Origin of the sequence: Poritiphilus flavus, from assembly GCF_009901585.1 — a bacterium.
Lineage (GTDB): Bacteria > Bacteroidota > Bacteroidia > Flavobacteriales > Flavobacteriaceae > Poritiphilus > Poritiphilus flavus.
Map to the genome: position 1 here is coordinate 22,460 of NZ_WXYO01000009.1, position 19,571 is coordinate 42,030.

General features: G+C 45.5%; 16 protein-coding genes. 9 read left to right on the plus strand and 7 right to left on the minus strand.

Annotation, left to right across the window (positions count from 1 at the left end):
• Positions 1–42 precede the first annotated feature (42 nt).
• The gene (gene pafA, locus GTQ38_RS19230; protein ID WP_161437210.1) at positions 43–1,725 is read left to right on the plus strand and encodes an alkaline phosphatase PafA; all 1,683 of its coding nucleotides are present in this window, start codon (positions 43–45) and stop codon (positions 1,723–1,725) included.
• On the opposite strand, the gene GTQ38_RS19235 is transcribed toward pafA, so the two are convergent.
• The 3 genes from GTQ38_RS19235 to gcvP form a co-directional block, all read right to left on the minus strand.
• Positions 1,717–2,577, minus strand: a complete 861-nt coding sequence (locus GTQ38_RS19235) for a glycosyltransferase (RefSeq protein ID WP_161437211.1) — start codon at positions 2,575–2,577, stop codon at positions 1,717–1,719. The genes pafA and GTQ38_RS19235 overlap by 9 nt on opposite strands.
• A gap of 192 nt (positions 2,578–2,769) precedes the next feature.
• Complete coding sequence (locus GTQ38_RS19240; RefSeq protein ID WP_161437212.1) at positions 2,770–3,828, minus strand: 3-oxoacyl-ACP synthase III family protein; 1,059 nt, start codon at positions 3,826–3,828, stop codon at positions 2,770–2,772.
• A 173-nt stretch (positions 3,829–4,001) separates the two neighbouring features.
• Positions 4,002–6,857 carry an aminomethyl-transferring glycine dehydrogenase gene (gene gcvP / locus GTQ38_RS19245; protein WP_161437213.1) on the minus strand — a complete coding sequence of 952 codons (2,856 nt, stop codon included), beginning with the start codon at positions 6,855–6,857 and terminating at the stop codon, positions 4,002–4,004.
• Positions 6,858–6,927: 70 nt separating this feature from the next.
• Between gcvP and GTQ38_RS19250 the strand changes: the two genes are divergently transcribed.
• Positions 6,928–7,821 carry a UbiA prenyltransferase family protein gene (locus GTQ38_RS19250; protein ID WP_238858044.1) on the plus strand — a complete coding sequence of 298 codons (894 nt, stop codon included), beginning with the start codon at positions 6,928–6,930 and terminating at the stop codon, positions 7,819–7,821.
• Between the two features lie 220 nt (positions 7,822–8,041).
• Here the strand turns inward: GTQ38_RS19250 and GTQ38_RS19255 are convergent, their stop codons facing one another.
• The gene (locus tag GTQ38_RS19255; protein WP_161437214.1) at positions 8,042–8,602 is read right to left on the minus strand and encodes a sigma-70 family RNA polymerase sigma factor; all 561 of its coding nucleotides are present in this window, start codon (positions 8,600–8,602) and stop codon (positions 8,042–8,044) included.
• Between the two features lie 72 nt (positions 8,603–8,674).
• On the opposite strand from GTQ38_RS19255, the gene GTQ38_RS19260 reads away from it, so the two are divergent.
• Positions 8,675–9,031: a rhodanese-like domain-containing protein gene (locus GTQ38_RS19260; RefSeq protein WP_161437215.1), complete on the plus strand. Its 357-nt coding sequence runs from the start codon at positions 8,675–8,677 to the stop codon at positions 9,029–9,031.
• Positions 9,032–9,057: 26 nt separating this feature from the next.
• A complete protein-coding gene (locus tag GTQ38_RS19265; protein ID WP_161437216.1) occupies positions 9,058–9,477 on the plus strand; it encodes an FKBP-type peptidyl-prolyl cis-trans isomerase in 420 nt (139 codons plus the stop codon).
• Between the two features lie 71 nt (positions 9,478–9,548).
• Here the strand turns inward: GTQ38_RS19265 and GTQ38_RS19270 are convergent, their stop codons facing one another.
• From GTQ38_RS19270 to GTQ38_RS19280, 3 genes are read right to left on the minus strand one after another with little or no spacing between them, the layout of a single operon-like run.
• On the minus strand, positions 9,549–11,576 hold the full coding sequence (locus tag GTQ38_RS19270) for a M3 family metallopeptidase (protein ID WP_161437217.1): 2,028 nt from the start codon (positions 11,574–11,576) through the stop codon (positions 9,549–9,551).
• A gap of 55 nt (positions 11,577–11,631) precedes the next feature.
• A complete protein-coding gene (gene purE, locus GTQ38_RS19275; RefSeq protein ID WP_161437218.1) occupies positions 11,632–12,126 on the minus strand; it encodes a 5-(carboxyamino)imidazole ribonucleotide mutase in 495 nt (164 codons plus the stop codon).
• A 7-nt stretch (positions 12,127–12,133) separates the two neighbouring features.
• Positions 12,134–13,288 carry a 5-(carboxyamino)imidazole ribonucleotide synthase gene (locus GTQ38_RS19280; protein ID WP_161437219.1) on the minus strand — a complete coding sequence of 385 codons (1,155 nt, stop codon included), beginning with the start codon at positions 13,286–13,288 and terminating at the stop codon, positions 12,134–12,136.
• Positions 13,289–13,418: 130 nt separating this feature from the next.
• Between GTQ38_RS19280 and GTQ38_RS19285 the strand changes: the two genes are divergently transcribed.
• The 5 genes from GTQ38_RS19285 (at position 13,419) to GTQ38_RS19305 (ending at position 19,260) form a co-directional block, all read left to right on the plus strand.
• Positions 13,419–14,534 carry an adenylate kinase gene (locus GTQ38_RS19285; RefSeq protein ID WP_161437220.1) on the plus strand — a complete coding sequence of 372 codons (1,116 nt, stop codon included), beginning with the start codon at positions 13,419–13,421 and terminating at the stop codon, positions 14,532–14,534.
• A gap of 37 nt (positions 14,535–14,571) precedes the next feature.
• Complete coding sequence (locus GTQ38_RS19290; RefSeq protein ID WP_161437221.1) at positions 14,572–15,096, plus strand: GNAT family N-acetyltransferase; 525 nt, start codon at positions 14,572–14,574, stop codon at positions 15,094–15,096.
• 33 nt (positions 15,097–15,129) lie between these two features.
• Positions 15,130–16,128 (plus strand): GTPase ObgE, encoded by a 999-nt coding sequence (gene obgE / locus GTQ38_RS19295; RefSeq protein ID WP_161437222.1) that lies wholly within the window; start codon positions 15,130–15,132, stop codon positions 16,126–16,128.
• Positions 16,129–16,191: 63 nt separating this feature from the next.
• Entirely contained in the window at positions 16,192–16,716 is a 525-nt protein-coding gene (locus GTQ38_RS19300; RefSeq protein ID WP_161437223.1) for a DUF4136 domain-containing protein, read from the plus strand.
• Between the two features lie 264 nt (positions 16,717–16,980).
• Positions 16,981–19,260 carry a S9 family peptidase gene (locus GTQ38_RS19305; RefSeq protein ID WP_238858046.1) on the plus strand — a complete coding sequence of 760 codons (2,280 nt, stop codon included), beginning with the start codon at positions 16,981–16,983 and terminating at the stop codon, positions 19,258–19,260.
• The last annotated feature ends 311 nt before the right edge of the window (positions 19,261–19,571 follow it).

Here is a 19,571-nt window from a genome sequence, read left to right on the forward strand (position 1 = left end):
TTAAAGCTTTATTTAATTATTTTTAGTCTCAATAATATTGGCATGATCCACAAGAGAATCACTCTGATAATTGCTGTGATATTCACAGCCTTTATGGTAAGCCCTGCCTTGCCGCAAAGAAAATCCAAAAACAAGGAACAATCCATCGAGATTAAGCCACCCTTCGCCAGGCCAAAATTGGTGGTCGGGATCGTGGTTGATCAGATGCGTTATGACTATTTGACCCGGTTCTGGAACCACTATGGCAATGGTGGGTTCAAGCGTCTGGTAGCAGAGGGTTTTAACTGTAAAAATAACCATTTTGATTACGCTCAGACCAAAACAGGTCCCGGTCATGCCTCCGTATACACGGGGACTACTCCTGCCAATCATGGGATCCTTGCCAACGATTGGTATGACAGGCAGCAGGAGAAAGAAGTCTATTGTGCTTCGGACGATAGTCGTAATACGATTGGAACGAATTCGGATGCGGGAAAAATGTCACCTCACCGTTTACAGGTGACCACCATTACTGACCAATTGAGACTGCATTATCAGCAGCGCTCCAAGGTGATCGCTATAGCCATTAAGGATCGCGGTGCCGTATTGCCGGGAGGGCATATGGCCAATGCGGCTTACTGGTTTGAAGGGGAGGACACGGGCCAATGGATCAGCAGTTCCTATTATATGAACCAACTTCCGCAATGGGTGATCAATTTCAATGCCTCGGGCAAGATCAAAGCCTATAAGCAGGCATGGAACACCTATAAGAACATCTCAGAGTATATTGAAAGTGCCCCGGACAATAGTCCGTACGAAGGCGTTTTTGAAGATGAAGCCAGCCCGGTATTTCCGCATAGCACGCCCAATCTCCTGAGCAAGGAAAGGGATTTTGAGATCCTGAAATATACCCCATTTGGGAATAGCCTGACTACGGATTTTGCCATTGAAGCTTTGCAGAACGAGCAATTGGGGACGGATCCTATAACGGATTTTCTGGCTGTCAGTTTTTCCAGCACGGATTATGTCGGCCATAAATACGGGGTGAACTCCAAAGAAGTCCAGGACACTTATATACGTCTGGACCGGGACCTGGAAAGGTTGTTGAATACGCTGGATTTGAAGGTTGGGGCAGGAGCTTACACGGTTTTTCTCACCGCGGATCACGGTGCGATACCGGCTCCCGGATTTCTGAAAGCCAGGAAATTCCCGGCCGGGTTTATGCGGGAGGAAGAAGTAAAGCTAAAACTGGAAGAATTCCTGAAGTATTCCTATGGCACGACGGATATCCTGATGAATATTTCAAATGATCAGCTGTTTCTGGACAGGCGTGTTGTACAAAACCTGGATCTGGAACTTTCGAAAGTGCAGGAGACCTTAGCGGCAGAATTGTTGTCCTATGGCCCCTATTCCCAAGTGTATACCGCCCATCAGATGAAGTCTTCTCAGTTCACGGCCGGCATACCGTATTTGCTCCAGAAGGGTTATAATCATGCGGGTTCGGGAGATGTATTGATGGTATTGAAACCGGGCTTTATCGAATACCGTGCGGCAGGTTCCACCCATGGCAGTCCACATCCGTATGACACCCATGTACCTCTGTTGTTTTTCGGTAATGGTATTAGACAGGGAAGCACCGTGGAGCGAACGGAGATCTCGGATATAGCCCCTACCATATCTGCCTTACTCGGAATCGCTTTTCCAAACGGAGCTACGGGAATGCCTGTTTCACAGGTGCTAAAATAGCTTGGCCCGTATCTTGGTCCACCGGTATTTTCGAATAAAATTACCTTCTTCTTCAGAGACTATAAAGGGAATCTTATCCTTTTGTGCACGCCAATAGCCTTGTAAATTATAAATAAATACCGCAGGCTTTTTTCGTTGCCATGCCATTTTGAGGGAAGCGATAAGACACAGCAATAACCCATATCTCATTTTGTACAATGCTGTGCCCTGTAACCTGGCTGTATTGCTACTGTAGGAGCCGCCGGTGGGTCGCAGGTGTTTAACCGTTAAGCTGTGATCAGTAAGAACGGAATAACCGTGGTATTGCACCAAAAGCTCATCCAGGGTGTCCCACCCTATGGAAGCCCTGAGACCGCCAATTTTCTTGAAACACTCTGCCGAATACATCTTAATCGGTCCGCGAACATGAGATTTATTGGAGATCGCCTCATATACCCACTTACCATTCCTTTCGATGAACAGTAGCCCTGAACACAAACCAAGTTGGTTATCTGAATGGAAGTGGTTTAATATCTTTTCAAAGTAATCGCCCGGAAGTACAATATCGGCGTCAAATTTTCCAATAAACCGGAATTTGTTTTTAGAGTGCGACAATCCCTTATTAAAGGCATCCACCACCTTTTTTCCTGGAATATGAAGTTCTGAAGAGTGGTTTTGAACAAGATGTATCCAATGGTGTTTTTCACTAAAGCCCTTGGCGATCTCAAAAGTGCCGTCCGTAGAATTGTCGTCTACTATAATGAGTTCAGTGGGTTGTTGAGTTTGGGAAACGAAGGAATTTAGACACAAGCTGAGGTTTTCCTCTTCATTGTGGGTAGGAATAATTATGGTTGTACTTGATTTGTCAGACATTATCGCTCTTTTGGCCCTTGAATGCTCAGGGCTATCGGCATGCTTTGGTAGCAGTATAGCTGAGACTTGCAGAAATTTCCCAGCTAATTTAAACAATCAGCTTATAATACGGTCTTCTATACCAAAATATGTGGTTGGAGAAAAGGCAGCGATGGATTTATGATCAGTGAACTGCTACACCTGGATCTTGCATCAGCATCTGTACACAAAGGCATTGATATTCATTCCGGCACCCACACTTGCAAAGATCACTACATCGCCTTCCCGTACACTCTGACCCTCAATTTCTCCTCGTCTCACCATATCGAACAAGGTGGGGATAGTGGCTACAGAACTATTTCCATGTTTTTGGATATTCATAGGCATGATCCCCTCAGGCACATTCATCCCGAACAATCGATAAAAGCGCTTAACAATTGCGTCGTCCATTTTTTCATTTGCCTGGTGCAAAAAGATCTTCTTTACCTCAGAGATATCTACCCCGCTGTCCTCCAGACATTCTTTCATAGCTTTGGGAACCTGGGTGACTGCAAATTCATAGATCTTACGTCCATTCATTTTGATGAAACGGGTGTCCTCGCTGGTATCTGTTTTGAAGGAATTTCCGAATCGAAGCAAATAAGCTTCTCCATTGGCGTAAGTGGCCGAAGTATGTGCTATGATCCCTCCTGTTTCTGATGAGGCGGAAATTACAGCGGCTCCCGCACCGTCCGCGAAGATCATGGAATCCCGGTCATACTTGTCCACTACCCGGGAAAGTGTATCAGCACCCACTACCAAACAGTGCTTTGCCATTCCGCTTTGGATAAACGCATGTGCCTGGATAACTCCCTCTACCCAGCCTGGACAGCCGAACAGCATGTCGTATGCCACGCATTTTACATTCTTTATTTTCAGCAGGTGCTTAACCCTTGTAGCCAGAGTTGGCAGCGTATCCCCCTGAAGTTCCCCGAAATTGACGTCGCCGAAATTATGTGCAAATATGATATAGTCCAGGTCTTCGCGGTCAATACCCGCATCTTCCAAGGCTTTTTCGGCCGCCAGATGACCTATATCCGAGGTATTCAGTTCTTTACTGGCATAACGCCTTTCCTGAATACCGGTAATGTCGCTGAACTTCTGGATAATATCACTGGTCGGGTTGTCAAAAGGCCTTCCCCCGGAATCCACAAAGTGCGCGGATTCAAAGTCTTCATTGGGCTTTCTTTCGGACGGGATGTAGCATCCTGTTCCTGTGATTGCTGTCTTCATCGTAGCCTGCTTTTGGTTCGGTAATAGCAAGTTAGCCAAAAGCTAAAAAAATATTATGCATGCATAATATTAATTACGATGCCCAAAAGTTCTAATTGTAAAGAATACCGTACAAAATCGCTTCGTGCGCATTCGAAAACCCTAATGAATTAAGCTCTTAAGCCAATTATAGCTTAGGTTTCCGCATAGGCTTCTATGGGCGCGCAGGTGCAGATCAAATTACGATCCCCATAGGCATCGTCCACCCGTCTGACGCTGGGCCAGAATTTGTTTTCCGAAACATAGGGAAGTGGAAAGGCGGCTTGTTGCCTGCTATAGGAGAACGGCCATTGATCGTTAGTCACCATCTCCAGGGTGTGAGGCGCGTTCTTAAGGATATTATCGGATTCCTGTTCTGCAGAGATGTTGTCAATTTCCTCCCATATAGAAAGCATGGCATTGCAGAATCGGTCCAGTTCCTCCAGGCTCTCGCTTTCTGTTGGTTCTATCATCAGGGTGCCGGCTACCGGGAATGAAACGGTCGGGGCGTGAAAGCCGTAATCCATAAGGCGCTTTGCAATATCCGTGATCTCGATACCTTTTTGCTTGAAGGGTCGGCAATCAATGATCATTTCATGTGCCGCCCGTCCCTGTTCTCCGGAATACAATACATTGTATTTACCGTTAAGACGTTCCTTAATGTAATTCGCATTGAGAATAGCTATTTGGGTGGACATGGTAAGTCCCCATTCGCCAAGCATTTTGATGTATCCGTAAGAGATCAGGCAAACCAGGGCACTCCCCCAGGGAGCTGCTGATATGGCCGGTATGGCTTGCTCTCCACCGGTCTTTATGAGGGGATTTCCAGGTAAAAATGGCAATAATTGCTCTGCAACGCAGATAGGACCCACTCCCGGGCCTCCCCCGCCGTGTGGAATTGCAAAGGTTTTGTGCAGATTCAGATGGCATACATCGGCCCCAATGGTTGCCGGATTAGTTAGCCCCACCTGGGCATTCATATTTGCCCCATCCATATAGACCTGCCCGCCATTGTCGTGGATCAATTTGGTGATATAGCGTATGGAAGACTCAAAAACCCCGTGGGTTGAAGGGTAGGTTATCATAAGTGCCGCAAGGTTGGCAGAATGAAGTTGTACTTTTTCTTCAAGATCCGCGACGTCTATATTTCCTTTGTCATCTGTCTTGGTCACCACTACTTTCATACCGGCCATTACGGCTGAAGCCGGATTGGTACCGTGCGCTGATGCAGGAATGATACAGATGTTCCTTTGGCTTTCACCTCTGGATTCGTGATAGGCCCGGATCATCATCAAGCCTGCATACTCTCCCTGGGCACCTGAATTAGGTTGAAGGGAGGTGCCGGCAAAACCGGTAATTGTCGTGAGGTCCTTTTCAAGCTCTTTTAAGACGTATTGATAGCCCTGAGCCTGTTCTACCGGGGCGAAAGGATGGATATTGCTCCATTGGGGAGAACTCAGAGAAAGCATTTCCGAAGCCGCGTTGAGTTTCATGGTGCAGGATCCCAGGGAGATCATGGAGTGATTTAGCGCTAAATCCTTTCGTTCCAGGTTCTTAAGGTACCTCATCAGCTCGGTCTCTGAATGATAAGTGTTGAAAACTTCATTTTGCATGAAGGCAGAAGTTCTACTGAGTTCATAGGGTATAACCTCTTCTGTTCCTCCTGAAAATGATGGATCTTCCTTATAACCGGCAAGTTCTGCAAAACAGCTGACCAATTCCCTGGCATCAGTTTCGGAAGTGGCTTCGTTCAAAGAGATAGAGACGCTTGTCTCATCGATATAATTTAGGTTGATCTCTCTTTTCTCCGCTATTTTACGCAGGGCTACAGCATCTACCTCCTCAAAGAGCAGGGTATCAAAGAACACCGGGTTTGATTGCTGGAAACCTAAAGATTCCAAGGTGCCGGAAAGTTTCCTCGCCAGGTCGTGCACCTTATTCGCTATATATTTCAATCCCTTGGGTCCGTGATACACGGCGTAAGCTCCGGCCATTACTGCGAGAAGTACCTGGGCTGTACATATGTTACTTGTAGCCTTATCTCTTTTGATATGCTGTTCCCTGGTCTGCAGGGCCATTCGCAATGCAGGTTTACCATCACTGTCTTTAGTGAGCCCGATGATCCTTCCGGGAATATTTCTTTTATAAGCCTCCCTGGTTGCAAAAAAGGCCGCGTGTGGTCCACCATAACCCAATGGGATCCCAAACCTTTGGGTAGTCCCGACAACTACATCCGCTCCCATTTCCCCTGGTGGGGTAAGCATAGTAAGGCTCAATATGTCGGCGGCGACGGCAACTTTTATTTCCTGCCGTGCTGCTTCCGCTATGAACCCGGCATAATTGGATACCTTGCCGTGTTTTCCCGGATACTGAAGCAGGGCCCCGAAGAATTCCGTACCGAATTCAAATTTTTCGTGATCTCCGATTACCAGTTCTATTCCCAGCGGTCTGGATCTTGTCTGTAGCAGGGCTAGCGTCTGAGGAAGGATTTCGGCGGAAACGAAGAATTTCAAAACCTCCTCTTTCTTTTGGGCCCTGCTCCGAAGGTCGAATAACATGGTCATCGCCTCCGCGGCAGCCGTGCTTTCGTCCAGGAGGGAGGCATTGGCCAGCTCCATTCCAGTGAGGTCGCAGACCATGGTCTGAAAGTTTAGGAGCGCCTCAAGGCGTCCCTGTGAGATCTCCGCCTGGTATGGTGTATAGGCCGTATACCAACCCGGGTTTTCGAGAATATTTCTTTGTATAACCGGTGGAGTAAGGCTTTCGTGATAGCCAAGGCCTATATAGCTCTTGAAGACCTTATTTTTTTCGGACAGTTTATGAAGGTGTTGCAAAAACTCATATTCGCTCATAGCCTGGTTTAAGCCAAGTGGCCTCTGGAGCCTGATATCGTCCGGAATGGTTTCGTAGATCAGTTGTTCGAGGTTCTCAACTCCCACAGTTTCAAGCATCTGCGGTAGGTTTTCTTCGCGTATGCCTATATGGCGCAATGCAAACACGTCTGTCTTCATGATGCGAGCAATTTTATTTAATCATTTAACTAACAAAATTACTGCTAATTCTTCAAAAAATGGAGTTTTTATGCATACATGGCAACTAAAGTTTTTAACCAAATCCAGGGCTTATGAACAGTTTGGCTACTTTTGCTTTATGAAGATACTGTGGCGCGTGTTGGATTTTTATCTCGATGCCAGCATTCATGTGGCGCTGGCCGTTTTCTGCCTTATCTATTGCACCGCATTTTTCCTGCAGATCCGGGTCGATGAGCATCTGGCTCTTTATGTACTTACCGGGACGATTGCGAGCTATAATTTCATCAAATACGGGGTAGAAGCAGAGAAGTATATTCTGGTGGCTAATCGTTATCACAAGAACATCCAGTTCTTTAGCTTTATTGCTCTTGGTTTTGCGGCCTATCATGCCTGGTTTTTGAATCTAAAGACCTGGATAGGCATTGGTGTCCTGATTGTGCTGACCGGGCTTTATGCGCTACCTCTTTTACCGCAGGGACAAAAACTCAGGAGTTTAGGACTTTTAAAAATCATTCTGGTAGCCTTGATCTGGTCGGGGACTACTGTTTTCCTACCCGTGTTGTCAATTGATCATCCCATAGATTGGGATACGGCAGTTGAGGGAGTTCAAAGGTTTTTGTTGGTGCTCGTGTTACTGGTGCCTTTTGAAGTGAGAGACCTCAAATACGATCAACCTGAACTAAGGACACTTCCGCAAAGACTTGGATTATCCGGAAGCAGGGTATTCGGCATAGGAGTATCGGTAGTTTTTTTCTTTTTGACTTTCCTAAAGGACGATCTCCACGCCCTGGAACTTATAGCCAAGGCATTCCTTTTCCTGATCCTGGCTCTGATGTTGGTAGTAACCAGGCGCGACCAATCCAGGTATTTCGCTTCTTTATGGGTAGAAGCTATACCTATACTCTGGTTAGGGATTATCTGGTTGCTGTGGAAGTTTTCCTAAAGCCTTTCTTCCAGGCGTTTTTTCATCTGCGCCTTTTCATTTTCCGAAAGCGCTTGTAGATTCGCCCTTTGGCAAAGGGTTGTAAGTTGTGTGTTTTTCTTTGTAAATGCAGAACAGGTCTTGCACATAAACAGGTGGAACCGCAATTTTAAGCGTTCCCAAAAGGTTGCCTCTTTATACTGTGTTTTATTACAAATTATTGCTGCTTCGTCGCAAGAAATCATATTTTGAACCAATTTTCATTAAGACATCCCATCAGGGCTGTCCGTGCTCTATGCACCATTACCCACAGATTAGACGGATTAATTCCAAGTTCTTTACAAATATCTTCAGTACTTATTCCCTGAACAGTTTTCATGGTAAAAACCAGAGACTGTTTTTTTGGCAATTTAGCAATACAGGATTGAATGGCCATGCCTAATTCCTCATTTTCCACGGCGTCATTTTCCTGCAGGCTAAAGGGGTCTGCCACTTGTTCTTCCAGCCAATCTCCTTCGGATTCACTTGAGGAGCTATAACCGATCCTTACCTCTGCCTTGCCTTTTTTGGAATTTATTTTTCTGTAATAATCAATGATCTTACGCTTCAATATGGCTATAAGCCAGGTACGCTCCGCGGCGGAGCCTTTATAGTTCTTTGCGGATTTGAGTCCGGCCAAAAAAGTCTCCTGAACCAGGTCTTTGGCAATTTCCGAATCGCTAACCCTGGTCACTGCATAGTTGAAGAGGTAGTCCGCATAAACGTCCACCCAGGTATCGGGCTGTAATTGATGTGCCGTCATGCTATTTTTTGTTGCTATCAAAAGTAAATGAATTTAGTGAATATATTTAATTTTACACGAAACAGCGTTCCAATGAAAACACAGTATCTATGGGTAATTTTGGTGTTAATTCATCTGAACTGCACACAAATAAAATCAAAACCTATCACAGAATTTTCACAAAAAGATATTAAAAGTGGCCTGCTTGTAGACGTTCGCACTCCGGAGGAGTTTGCCAATGGGCATTTGGAGAACGCACGGAATGTCAATTGGTTAGCTGATGGATTTCAATCGTATTTCGACAGCATACCTAAAGACCGGACCATCTTTCTCTACTGCAAAAAAGGTGGAAGAAGCTCCAAGGCCGCGGCGGTTTTGGATTCACTCGGTTTTGAGGTTGTAGATCTTATTGGCGGGTACGATGCGTTTATAAAAAATCAAATAAATTAGCCGAATTGTTCTAAAATGCATTTTTTATGAAGTTACTATGGAGTAAAACCGCACTCTTTATTTTCGTCATTTTTGCACTTTCTGCCTGTAAGGATCCAGGTAGCAAAGAGGTAACCCTTACCTCCGGACTTCGCTATGAGGTGTTGAAAGAAGGCTCAGGTAAAGCAGCTCAGATCGGTGATGAGGTCATTATTAAGGAAAAGCTGGAATATATGGATGGAACCCTGCTTTATTCAACCGAAAACCGTGGAGTAAACCTTCCCAAGTTTACTTTGGGACAAAAACATGTTATCGACGGGGTGGATCAGGGAGTACAGGGTATGCGGGTAGGTGAAGTACGTAAACTGGTCGTTCCGCCTGAGCTTAGCAAAAGGGAAACATACCCAAAATTTCTCTCAGCGGATTCTACTCTGGTGTATACCATTGAATTAATTACGATAATGTAATAAGGCAAGGCGTTGCAGTTTGCGACCTATTTCCTCCCATTACAGAACTAATCTCAGGCAATTGGGCAGTCTTAAGCCGTTTTGCCCAGTAATCCGGCACGCTCCAGCAAGGCCTCAATTTTTGGTTCACTACCCCTGAATCTTTTGTATAATACCATTGGTGGTTCGGTTCCACCTCTGGAAAGAACCTGTTCCTTGAATTTATCGGCCACTTCCCGGCTAAATATGCCTTTTTCCTTGAAGTAGGCAAAAGCGTCCGCGTCCAATACCTCTGCCCATTTGTAGCTGTAATAACCTGAAGAATAACCGCCTTGGAAAATATGTGAGAAAGCCGTGCTCATACAGGTCTCCGGGCTGTCCGGATACAGTTGGGTACCTGAAAAAGCTTGCAGTTCGTGCGCCTTTACATCAGCAATTGAGGTAGGATCTACCGCATGCCAGGCCATGTCCAGCAGTCCAAAGCTCAATTGTCTGAGCGTGGCCATACCTTCCTGAAAGTTTGCTGTTGCCCGGATCTTTTCTACCAATTCCATAGGAATTACCTCATCCGTTTCAAAATGTCTGGCAAATAATTCCAAAGCCTCTTTCTCGTAACACCAATTTTCCATAACCTGACTGGGTAATTCTACAAAATCCCAATAAACCGAAGTGCCCGAAAGACTTGGATAGGTGGTATTGGCAAGCATACCGTGTAAGGCGTGACCAAATTCGTGGAATAAGGTAGTTACCTCGTTAAAGGTCAGTAAGGAAGGTTTGCTTTTGGTTGGTTTTGTGAAATTGCAGACGTTGGAAATGTGTGGCCTTACGTTTTCTCCACTGCTTCTGTATTGCGGTTTATATGAGGTCATCCAGGCGCCTCCTCGCTTACCCGGCCTGGGATGAAAATCCGCGTAGAACAGGGAAATGAAAGAACCCGTTTCATCAAATACCTTGTAAGTCTTAACTTCTTCGTGATACCTTTCAATATCGAAAACCTCTTCGAATTTCAACCCAAAAAGCTTCTCCGCTACCTGGAATACTCCGGAAATTACATTTTCAAGCTTAAAATAGGGCTTTAACTTTTCATCGTCCAGACTGAAAAGCCGTTGTTTTAGTTTTTCCGAATAAAAGGCGCCATCCCATTTTTGAAGACCTTCCAGACCGTCTTCAGTTTTTGCAAATTTTTCGAGTTCCTCGAACTCCCTTAGCGCCGCGGGCTTAGCCTTTTCCAATAGTTCGTTGAGAAAATCATATACCTTTTCCGGGCTTTCGGCCATGCGCTCTTCCAGAATGAAATGCGCGTGGGTATCGTATCCTAACAACCTGGCCCTTTGATAACGCAGGCTGGTGATCCTGAGAATATTTTTGCGATTGTCCAGTTCATCTCCATGAAATCCTTTACTTCCGAAGGCTATGCTAAGTTTTTTCCTCAATTCCCGATTGGTCGCGTATTTCATGAAGGGAATATAGCTGGGATAATCCAGGGTAATGATCCATCCCTCCATATCTTTACTTTTGGCGAGTTGAGCCGCAGCCTCCCTGGCACCATCAGGCAAACCATCCAGGTCTTCTTCATTGGTCAGCTGCATTTGGAACTTATTGGTTTCTGCCAGCACATTCTCGCCAAATTTTAGCTTTAGTTTAGCCAGCTCCGCGTCGATTTCCCTTAGCTCCTTCTTTTTTTCTTCAGGGAGATTTGCCCCGTTCCGGCTGAAATTCTTGTATTTTTTGTCCAGCAGGGTCTGCTGTTCCGCGCTCAACTGATCGGATTCCCGATGCTCATAAACTGCCTTTATCCTTTGGAACAAGCCTTCATTTAAGGTAATATCATTGCTGAATTCCGTAAGCATGGGAGAAACCTCCTGGGCTATTTTTTGGATCTCCTCATTGGTTTCTGCCGCGTTCAGGTTAAAGAAGACACTGGAGATCCGGTCCAGGTGCTGCCCTGCAAAGTCCAGGGCCTCAACGGTGTTACTAAAGGAAGGGGGCTCCGGATTTGCCGTTATGGCATCAATTTCTGCCCTGGCTTCGGCAATTGCCTGTTCAAAGGCAGGTTTGAAATGTTCTGTTTGGATGGCAGAGAACGGGGCCGTATCAAAAGGTTTTAAAAGTGGATTCATGCTTGAATAAGTTGAAGTTAAGGAAAAGATCAAATCTGCTTATGTCCGGAGGCTTCTACTGCTTTTTACCACTGACTTCTTCGGCTCCCTTGATGACTTTTTCTTTGAGTCCTTCCTTGTATTGAATAATGCGGTTTCTGACCGTGAGATCGTTACTTCCGATGATCTGGGCAGCAAGTATACCGGCATTTTTGGCGCCATTGAGCGCTACTGTGGCCACAGGAACGCCTCCGGGCATCTGAAGTATGGAAAGTATGGAATCCCAGCCATCGATAGAATTACTGCTTTTTACGGGTACACCGATCACGGGAAGTGGTGATAAGGAAGCGAGCATCCCAGGCAGGTGTGCCGCGCCTCCAGCTCCGGCAATGATCACCTCATATCCTTCATCGTGAGCTGTCTTGCCAAAACTAAACAGCTTGTCCGGTGTTCTGTGGGCAGAAACTATATCAACATCCACCTCAATATTAAAACTCCTGAGAATATCAACAGCCTCCTGCATGACCGGAAGGTCACTGGTGCTTCCCATAACCACAGCTACTTTACCCATAATTTGATTATTTGCTGATTACTCTGACCGTCTTCTTAACTTTCTCCGCCGTACTTCGGGCTCTTTCCATATTGGTATCTACAATGGTAACATGCCCCATTTTTCGGAACGGTCTCGTTTGCTTTTTGCCATAAACATGGGGCGTTACTCCGTCTATTTCAAGGATCTCCTCCATATTTTCGTAGTGCACATCGCCACGAAATCCTTCGGCGCCCACCAAATTTACCATAATTCCGGAAAGTTTGCTCTCCGGATTCCCCAGGGGTAGGCCCAGAATAGCCCGAATATGCTGTTCAAACTGGTCTGTATAACTGGCTTCAATGCTATAGTGCCCGCTATTATGTGGTCTGGGGGCCACTTCGTTTACCAGAATGTCGTCTTCCTGGGTCTGAAATAATTCTACCGCCAGCAGTCCTACATGTCCCAGGCCTTTTGAGACTTTTAGTGCTACTTCCACAGCCTTTTTGGCTACCTCCGGATCAATCCTTGCCGGGCAGATCACGTATTCTACCTGGTTGGCTTCCGGGTGGAACTCCATTTCTACAACCGGATAGTTAACTACCTGGCCGGTTGAATTACGCGCCACGATCACTGCCAGCTCATTTTTAAAGGGTATCAACTCCTCCGCTATACACTCCACATTAGGCAAACCTTTAAGATCTTCCAGCGAGCGTACCACTTTTACGCCCTGACCATCGTAGCCGAATTGAGCACTTTTCCACACAAAGGGAAACTGTAATCCTCCGTTGCTGAGACTGTCCTCAATCTGGCTTGTATAGGCAAAACGCGAAAAGGGAGCTGTAGGGATGTCATGGTCCGTATAAAAGAGTTTCTGAGTAGCTTTATTTTGAATGGTCCGCAGTGTACTGGAAGGGGGGTATACTTTAACGCCCTCCTGCTCCAGTTTTTCAAGGGCATCTACTGAAACATTCTCGATCTCAATGGTTAGTAAGTCCAGATCTTTACCGAAATCGTAAACTGTTTCTGCATCCATCAGATCCCCAACCCTGAAATCATTGCATGACATCCGGCAGGGAGCATCTTCCGAAGGATCCATTACACGGGTATAAATGTCCCATTTGCGGGTTACGTAAAGCATCATTTTTCCCAGTTGGCCCCCGCCAAGGATCCCCAGTTTAAATTCAGAAGAAAAGTAAGTCATTTGATCGCATTACGGCCTTCATGAAGCCAGACAGAGCACAAAAATACACCGAAATATCAGAATCCGATAAGACAGGCATAAAAAAGAGAAATCAAAGTGTTATCTTCGCAGTTCCAGAAAAAATTAACTATTGATTAAGCTGCACGACAAACAGTTTGTTCCCTTCCTTAGCGAGGAGCAGATCCTTGAAGCGGTTAAGAAGATTGCAGAGGAGGTAGCCAAAGATTATAAGGATCAGGTGCCAATTTTTGTTGGGGTTTTGAATGGTGCCTTCATGTTTGCTTCAGACTTTCTGAAGTACTATCCTCACCCCTGTGAAGTATCTTTTGTAAAACTGAGCTCTTATCGCGGTCTGACCTCTACCGGAATCGTGGAAACCTTGCTTGACGTTCCTAAGAGCATTGAGGGCAGGAGCGTTATTATTCTGGAGGATATCATAGATACCGGGCGAACACTAAGGGCCCTGGTACATCTTTTTTCCAATACCAATGTAAAGGACTTCAAAATTGCCAGCCTGTTTTTCAAATCTGAGCTCTATAATGGCGAGTACAGCATTGATTATTTCGGTATGGAGATCCCCGATAAATTTATTGTGGGTTATGGTCTGGATTATCGTGAACTGGGAAGGAATTTAAGACAAGTATACCAACTAAATCAGAACCAAATGATAAATCTTGTGCTATTCGGAAAGCCAGGTGCCGGCAAGGGTACTCAGGCCAATTTTCTGAAGGAGACATATAATCTAAAACACATATCCACCGGGGACGTTTTTAGGTACAATATTAAGAACGGAACGGAACTCGGAAAGCTGGCCCAGTCTTATATGGACAAGGGAGACCTTGTGCCGGACGAGGTGACCATTAAAATGTTGCAGGACGAGGTTGATAACAATCCGGAGGCCAGTGGCTTTATATTTGATGGCTTCCCCAGGACCACAGCGCAGGCTGAAGCCCTGGATAACTTCCTGGAGTCCAAGAATATGCAGATAGATGCGACCATCGCACTGGAAGCAGACGAGGAAGTGCTGATCCAAAGATTGCTCGATCGCGGCAAGGAAAGTGGCAGGCCGGACGATCAGGACGAGGAAAAGATCCGTAACCGTTTCGAAGAATACAATCAAAAAACCGCACCGCTTAAGGCCTATTACGAGAAACAGGGTAAATTTCAAAGCGTGGACGGTATAGGGGAAATTACAGAGATCACCCAAAGGTTACAGAAAGTGATCGATGCACTTCAGGTGGCCTGATCCACTTTCCTGAGCATCATTAAATTTTACCGTTAAGATGAGTTTTAACCTCCAGCCTGTCCTAGTGGATGACCGTATACTTTTGGCCCCGCTGCAGGCAGGGGACCTGGAAGCTTTATACCAGGTTGCCTCAGATCCGCTGATTTGGGAACAACACCAGGAGCCCGAACGCTATCAAAGGCATCGGTTTGGAAACTATTTTGCAGAAGCCATCGCTTCCGGAGCAGCACTTAAGATCGTATTGAAGGCCAACGGCGAGCTCATAGGGTGCTCGCGCTACAAGATTATTGACGAAGATGAAGGTGTCATAGAGATTGGATGGTCTTTTTTGGCTTGCGAGTACTGGGGTGGAGATTACAACCGTGCAGTAAAGAAACTGATGATCAATTACGCCCTTACCCATTTTGACAAGGTGATCTTTTACGTGAACAAGTACAACCAAAGATCACGAAAGGCTGTGGAGAAGATCGGGGGTAAATTCATATCACCCGGGGCCACCAGCTGGGCTTTGGAGGAAGAGTCAAACGGTGTGACCTATCTGATCAATTCAAAACTTTCGTAGATAAAAAGGGCTAAGGCAGCAAATTCCTGAGATATGACAGAAGGCAATTTTGTGGATTACGTTAAAGTTCACCTGGCTTCCGGAAACGGAGGCAAGGGCTCTGTACATCTGCACCGGGAGAAGTACGTAGCTAAAGGCGGCCCTGATGGCGGAGACGGGGGTCGAGGAGGACATATTATCTTAAGAGGGAACAAGAACCTCTGGACCCTGTTTAGTTTTAAATTTAAAAAGCATTTCAAAGCGGGCCACGGCGAACACGGGAGTAAGAACAGAAGCACAGGAGCAGATGGAAAGGACGAGATTATTGAGGTGCCTTTGGGAACGGTGGTACGGGATAGCCAGACTAACGAGGTGCTTTTTGAGATTACAGAGCATGGTCAGGAAAAGATCGTATTGGACGGGGGTAAAGGAGGCCGGGGTAACTGGCACTTTAAAAGTCCTACCAATCAAACTCCCCGATATGCACAACCCGGGATCCCTGGTAAGGAGATGCAGATAACACTGGAGCTCAAAGTCCTGGCTGATGTTGGCCTTGTAGGATTTCCTAATGCCGGCAAGTCTACCCTGCTTTCTGTACTGACTTCAGCCAAGCCCAAGATCGCCGATTACGAGTTCACCACTCTAAAACCGAATCTGGGTATAGTACAGTACAGGGATTTCAGGAGTTTTGTGATGGCAGATATCCCGGGTATCATAGAAGGTGCGGCGGAAGGCAAAGGATTAGGGCATTATTTTCTACGCCATATTGAGCGGAATTCCAGTTTGCTTTTCCTGATACCGGCCGATAGTAAAGACATCAGTAAAGAGTACGATATACTGCTTAACGAGCTTAGAAAGTACAATCCTGAACTTCTGGACAAACAGCGCCTGGTTGCTATTTCCAAAAGCGATATGCTGGATGATGAGCTTATGGAGGAAATGCGCAAGGAGTTGGATAAGGATTTACAGACCCCTTATCTATTCATTTCTTCAGTGGCCCAAATGGGTTTGTCAGAGCTCAAGGATAAGCTTTGGGCGATGTTGAACGAATAAATGCGGATTACTTCTGATCTCCCTTCTTTTTTCCTTATTTTTATAGGAATCTTTTAGTTTGTAATGAGATATTTAACAGTTGGTTTTCTCTTGATATTTTGCCTTTCGTGTACAGCCGTAAGGGTGAATTATGACTATGACAAGAAGACGGATTTCACCAACTATACCACTTACAACTATTATCCACAGATGGACACCGGATTGAGCCAACTGGATGCCAAAAGGCTGTTAAAAGCCGTTGATTCCACCATGCAAATGAAAGGAATACTGTTTTCAGAAGAGCCGGATTTCTTTATAAACATCCAAAGCAGGGCCTTTCGAACCCCTCAAAACAGCAGTGTTGGAGTAGGGGTTGGAGGGACTGGAAGAAATGTTGGCGGCGGGGTTTCCATAGGTCTGCCTGTAGGACGCCCTAATATGGAACTGGAAATTGTCTTTGATCTGGTAGACAGCCAGAAAGATGAGCTTTTTTGGCAGGCGGTGAGCGAAAGCGCTTTCCGGGAAAATGCATCTCCATCCGTAAAAGAACAAAATTTACGGAATCTGGTTGCCAAGGTCTTTGCCAAATACCCTCCGAAAACCAAATAACTCATAACCGCCTTCCGAATCGGACAATAAAGCTAGTTCTCAACAGGCCTTTAAAATGATTTGCCGTTCAATAACACAATTTTACCGTTTGACATATTTTTGAAGCACAAACCCAAGTATCCACATATATTTATCCGGAAAAAGGCGACCAATTTGTGACAAATCCCATTTGGAGTCGTCTTATTTCTCGAGGAAGAGTTTCCTATTATCAACTATATATTTAGAATATCTATGATTAAATTAAACACTACTACATCAAAAATTATGGCAACATTCCTGTTTTTCGTGGGGATGTACAGCTATGGCCAGGACGTTCAGGGATCCTGGAAAGGCAATCTTTCTGTTCAGGGAACAGAAATGCCCCTGATCTTTAATGTTTCCATGGAAGATGGAACCTACTCATCAACCATGGATAGCCCCTCGCAAGGAGCTACTGATATTCCAATGGACGAGACCACTTTTGCGAATGACGAACTTACTATTGTTTTCAAGCAAGCGGGCATTAAATACGTTGGAAACCTGGATGGGTCTACCCTTAACGGTACATTTTATCAGGCAGGAATGGAATTTCCACTGGTGCTCGAAAAAACAGAGAAAACCATTCCGGGAAACCCGGAATTACCCAGTTCAGATGAAGAACTGGACGCACTTACAAAGCTGGATCAGGGAGACTACCGATATACGGTAGAAGACTATTTTGCCAAGCCTAAAGCTTCCACTTTCCGATTTTCACCGGATGGGAAATACATGTCTTACCGGGAAAAGGATGAGAACGGAAAACGCCATATTTATGTAAAAGACGTGGCTTCCGGTGTAGCCAAAAGGGTTATTGAAGAAAAGGAGGAGCTCGTAAGAGGTTACGGATGGATCAACAATGAGCGCCTGGTCTATATTATGGACAGAGGTGGAGATGAAAATTATCATGTATACGCGGTGAATCTGGACGGATCAAACCAAAAAGACCTTACTCCTTTTGACGGCATCCGAGCTCAATTCAGTGATTTGCTTAAGGATGATAAAGATCACATCATCGTACTGATGAACAAAAACAATCCGCAAGTATTTGAACCCTATAAGATCAATGTGGTCAACGGTGAAATGGAACAACTCTATGCGAATGACGACCCGGCAAACCCTATAGCAGGGTATGATTTTGACAAGGATGGTAAGCTGAAATCCTTCACCAGGATCCGTGATGGGGTAGAGCAGGATATCTATTACGCCAAGGAGCCCGGTAAGTTTGAGCTTCTTAAAAGCCTGAATTGGAAGGACTCCTTTGGAATTCTTCAATTCAACTACGCTACTGAAAATCCACATGATGCCTATATGGTCTCTAACCTTGAAAATGACAAGGCCGAAATTGTATTGTACGATCTGAAGGAAGACAAGATCATAGAAAAGGTATTTTCCAATGATCAGTACGATGTGTCTAACCTTGGGATTTCACGAAACAGGGATTGGGAGTTGGATTACTTCAGCTATGAAGGAGAAAGAAACGTGATCGTTCCGGTAAGCGAATACTTTACAAAGCTACACAACAAGATCACTGCCAAGTTTGAAGGTAAGCAGTACTCTATTCCCGATGCTACAGACGACGAGAGCAAGTACCTGATCTTTGTACAGAGTGATCGGCTATACGGAGTTTACTATTCCTATGATGCGGAGAAAGACGAGTTCACGGAACTATACAACCTGATGCCTCAGTTAAAAGAGGAGGATATGGCTGAAATGAGGCCCATAAGTTTCAAAAGCAGGGATGGATTGACTATTCACGGTTATATTACCCTTCCAAAGGCAGCCCTTCAGGGCCAAAAAGTACCTGTTGTCGTGAATCCACATGGTGGACCACAGGGGATAAGGGATTCCTGGGGTTTCAATCCGGAAGCTCAGCTTTTTGCAAGCCGGGGTTATGCAACTTTACAGGTTAATTTCAGGATCTCCGGAGGATACGGAAGAGAATTTCTGGAAACCGGATTCAAGCAGATCGGAAGAAAGGCCATGGACGATGTGGAAGACGGACTGCAATACGTGATAGACCAGGGTTGGGTAGATAAGGATAAGGCCGCGATTTACGGTGGAAGCCATGGTGGTTACGCTGTACTGAGAGGACTTACCAAAACCCCGGACCTTTATGCCTGCGGTGTGGACTATGTAGGAGTATCTAACCTCTTTACCTTCATGAAAACCATTCCGCCTTACTGGAAGCCATATTTGAAGATCATTAAAGAGATCTGGTATGATGAAGATGTTCCGGAAGAAAAGGCTATTATGGAAGAAGTATCTCCGGTATATCAGATAGACCGTATTAAAAAGCCGCTTTTTGTGGTTCAGGGTGCCAATGACCCCAGGGTGAATATTGACGAGTCTGACCAGATCGTGAGTGCGCTGAGAGCCAAGGGATTTGATGTGCCCTATATGGTGAAATACGACGAAGGTCACGGTTTTGGCAAAGAAGAAAACTCCATCCATCTTTATAAGGCTATGATGGGCTTTTACGCCAAGCACCTGGGCCAGCAGGAGATCACAACACCTTTAAGAGACTAATTAAATAATTCATACACAGTTTGAGTTGGGAGCCGAGAGGCTCCCTTTTTTTGTTTGAAATCTAAGATCAGGTTGAAGTACAGGAATAAGTACAAGTATAAGTACAAGTATAAGTACAAGTTTAAGTTTAAAGGTTTTAGGTGTTGAGTAAGCAAAACTGTTTACTCCCGATAGCTATCGGGACTGTCCGCCAACCTAATTATGTCTCGACTGCCCGTCCGAATGCCTTGGCCCCATCCGTACCGGAGCGGGCGGGCGGGCGGACGCTCGACCTGACATAGCGAAAAACCAACCGCCACCTACATCATTCT

Bases quoted from the DNA above. Each gene is read 5' to 3' on its own strand.
- pafA (WP_161437210.1), top strand. From the start codon at position 43: ATGATCCACAAGAGAATCACTCTGATAATTGCTGTGATATTCACAGCC.
- GTQ38_RS19235 (WP_161437211.1), bottom strand. From the start codon at position 2,577: ATGTCTGACAAATCAAGTACAACCATAATTATTCCTACCCACAATGAA.
- GTQ38_RS19240 (WP_161437212.1), bottom strand. From the start codon at position 3,828: ATGAAGACAGCAATCACAGGAACAGGATGCTACATCCCGTCCGAAAGA.
- gcvP (WP_161437213.1), bottom strand. From the start codon at position 6,857: ATGAAGACAGACGTGTTTGCATTGCGCCATATAGGCATACGCGAAGAA.
- GTQ38_RS19250 (WP_238858044.1), top strand. From the start codon at position 6,928: ATGCATACATGGCAACTAAAGTTTTTAACCAAATCCAGGGCTTATGAA.
- GTQ38_RS19255 (WP_161437214.1), bottom strand. From the start codon at position 8,602: ATGACGGCACATCAATTACAGCCCGATACCTGGGTGGACGTTTATGCG.
- GTQ38_RS19260 (WP_161437215.1), top strand. From the start codon at position 8,675: ATGAAAACACAGTATCTATGGGTAATTTTGGTGTTAATTCATCTGAAC.
- GTQ38_RS19265 (WP_161437216.1), top strand. From the start codon at position 9,058: ATGAAGTTACTATGGAGTAAAACCGCACTCTTTATTTTCGTCATTTTT.
- GTQ38_RS19270 (WP_161437217.1), bottom strand. From the start codon at position 11,576: ATGAATCCACTTTTAAAACCTTTTGATACGGCCCCGTTCTCTGCCATC.
- purE (WP_161437218.1), bottom strand. From the start codon at position 12,126: ATGGGTAAAGTAGCTGTGGTTATGGGAAGCACCAGTGACCTTCCGGTC.
- GTQ38_RS19280 (WP_161437219.1), bottom strand. From the start codon at position 13,288: ATGACTTACTTTTCTTCTGAATTTAAACTGGGGATCCTTGGCGGGGGC.
- GTQ38_RS19290 (WP_161437221.1), top strand. From the start codon at position 14,572: ATGAGTTTTAACCTCCAGCCTGTCCTAGTGGATGACCGTATACTTTTG.
- obgE (WP_161437222.1), top strand. From the start codon at position 15,130: ATGACAGAAGGCAATTTTGTGGATTACGTTAAAGTTCACCTGGCTTCC.
- GTQ38_RS19300 (WP_161437223.1), top strand. From the start codon at position 16,192: ATGAGATATTTAACAGTTGGTTTTCTCTTGATATTTTGCCTTTCGTGT.
- GTQ38_RS19305 (WP_238858046.1), top strand. From the start codon at position 16,981: ATGGCAACATTCCTGTTTTTCGTGGGGATGTACAGCTATGGCCAGGAC.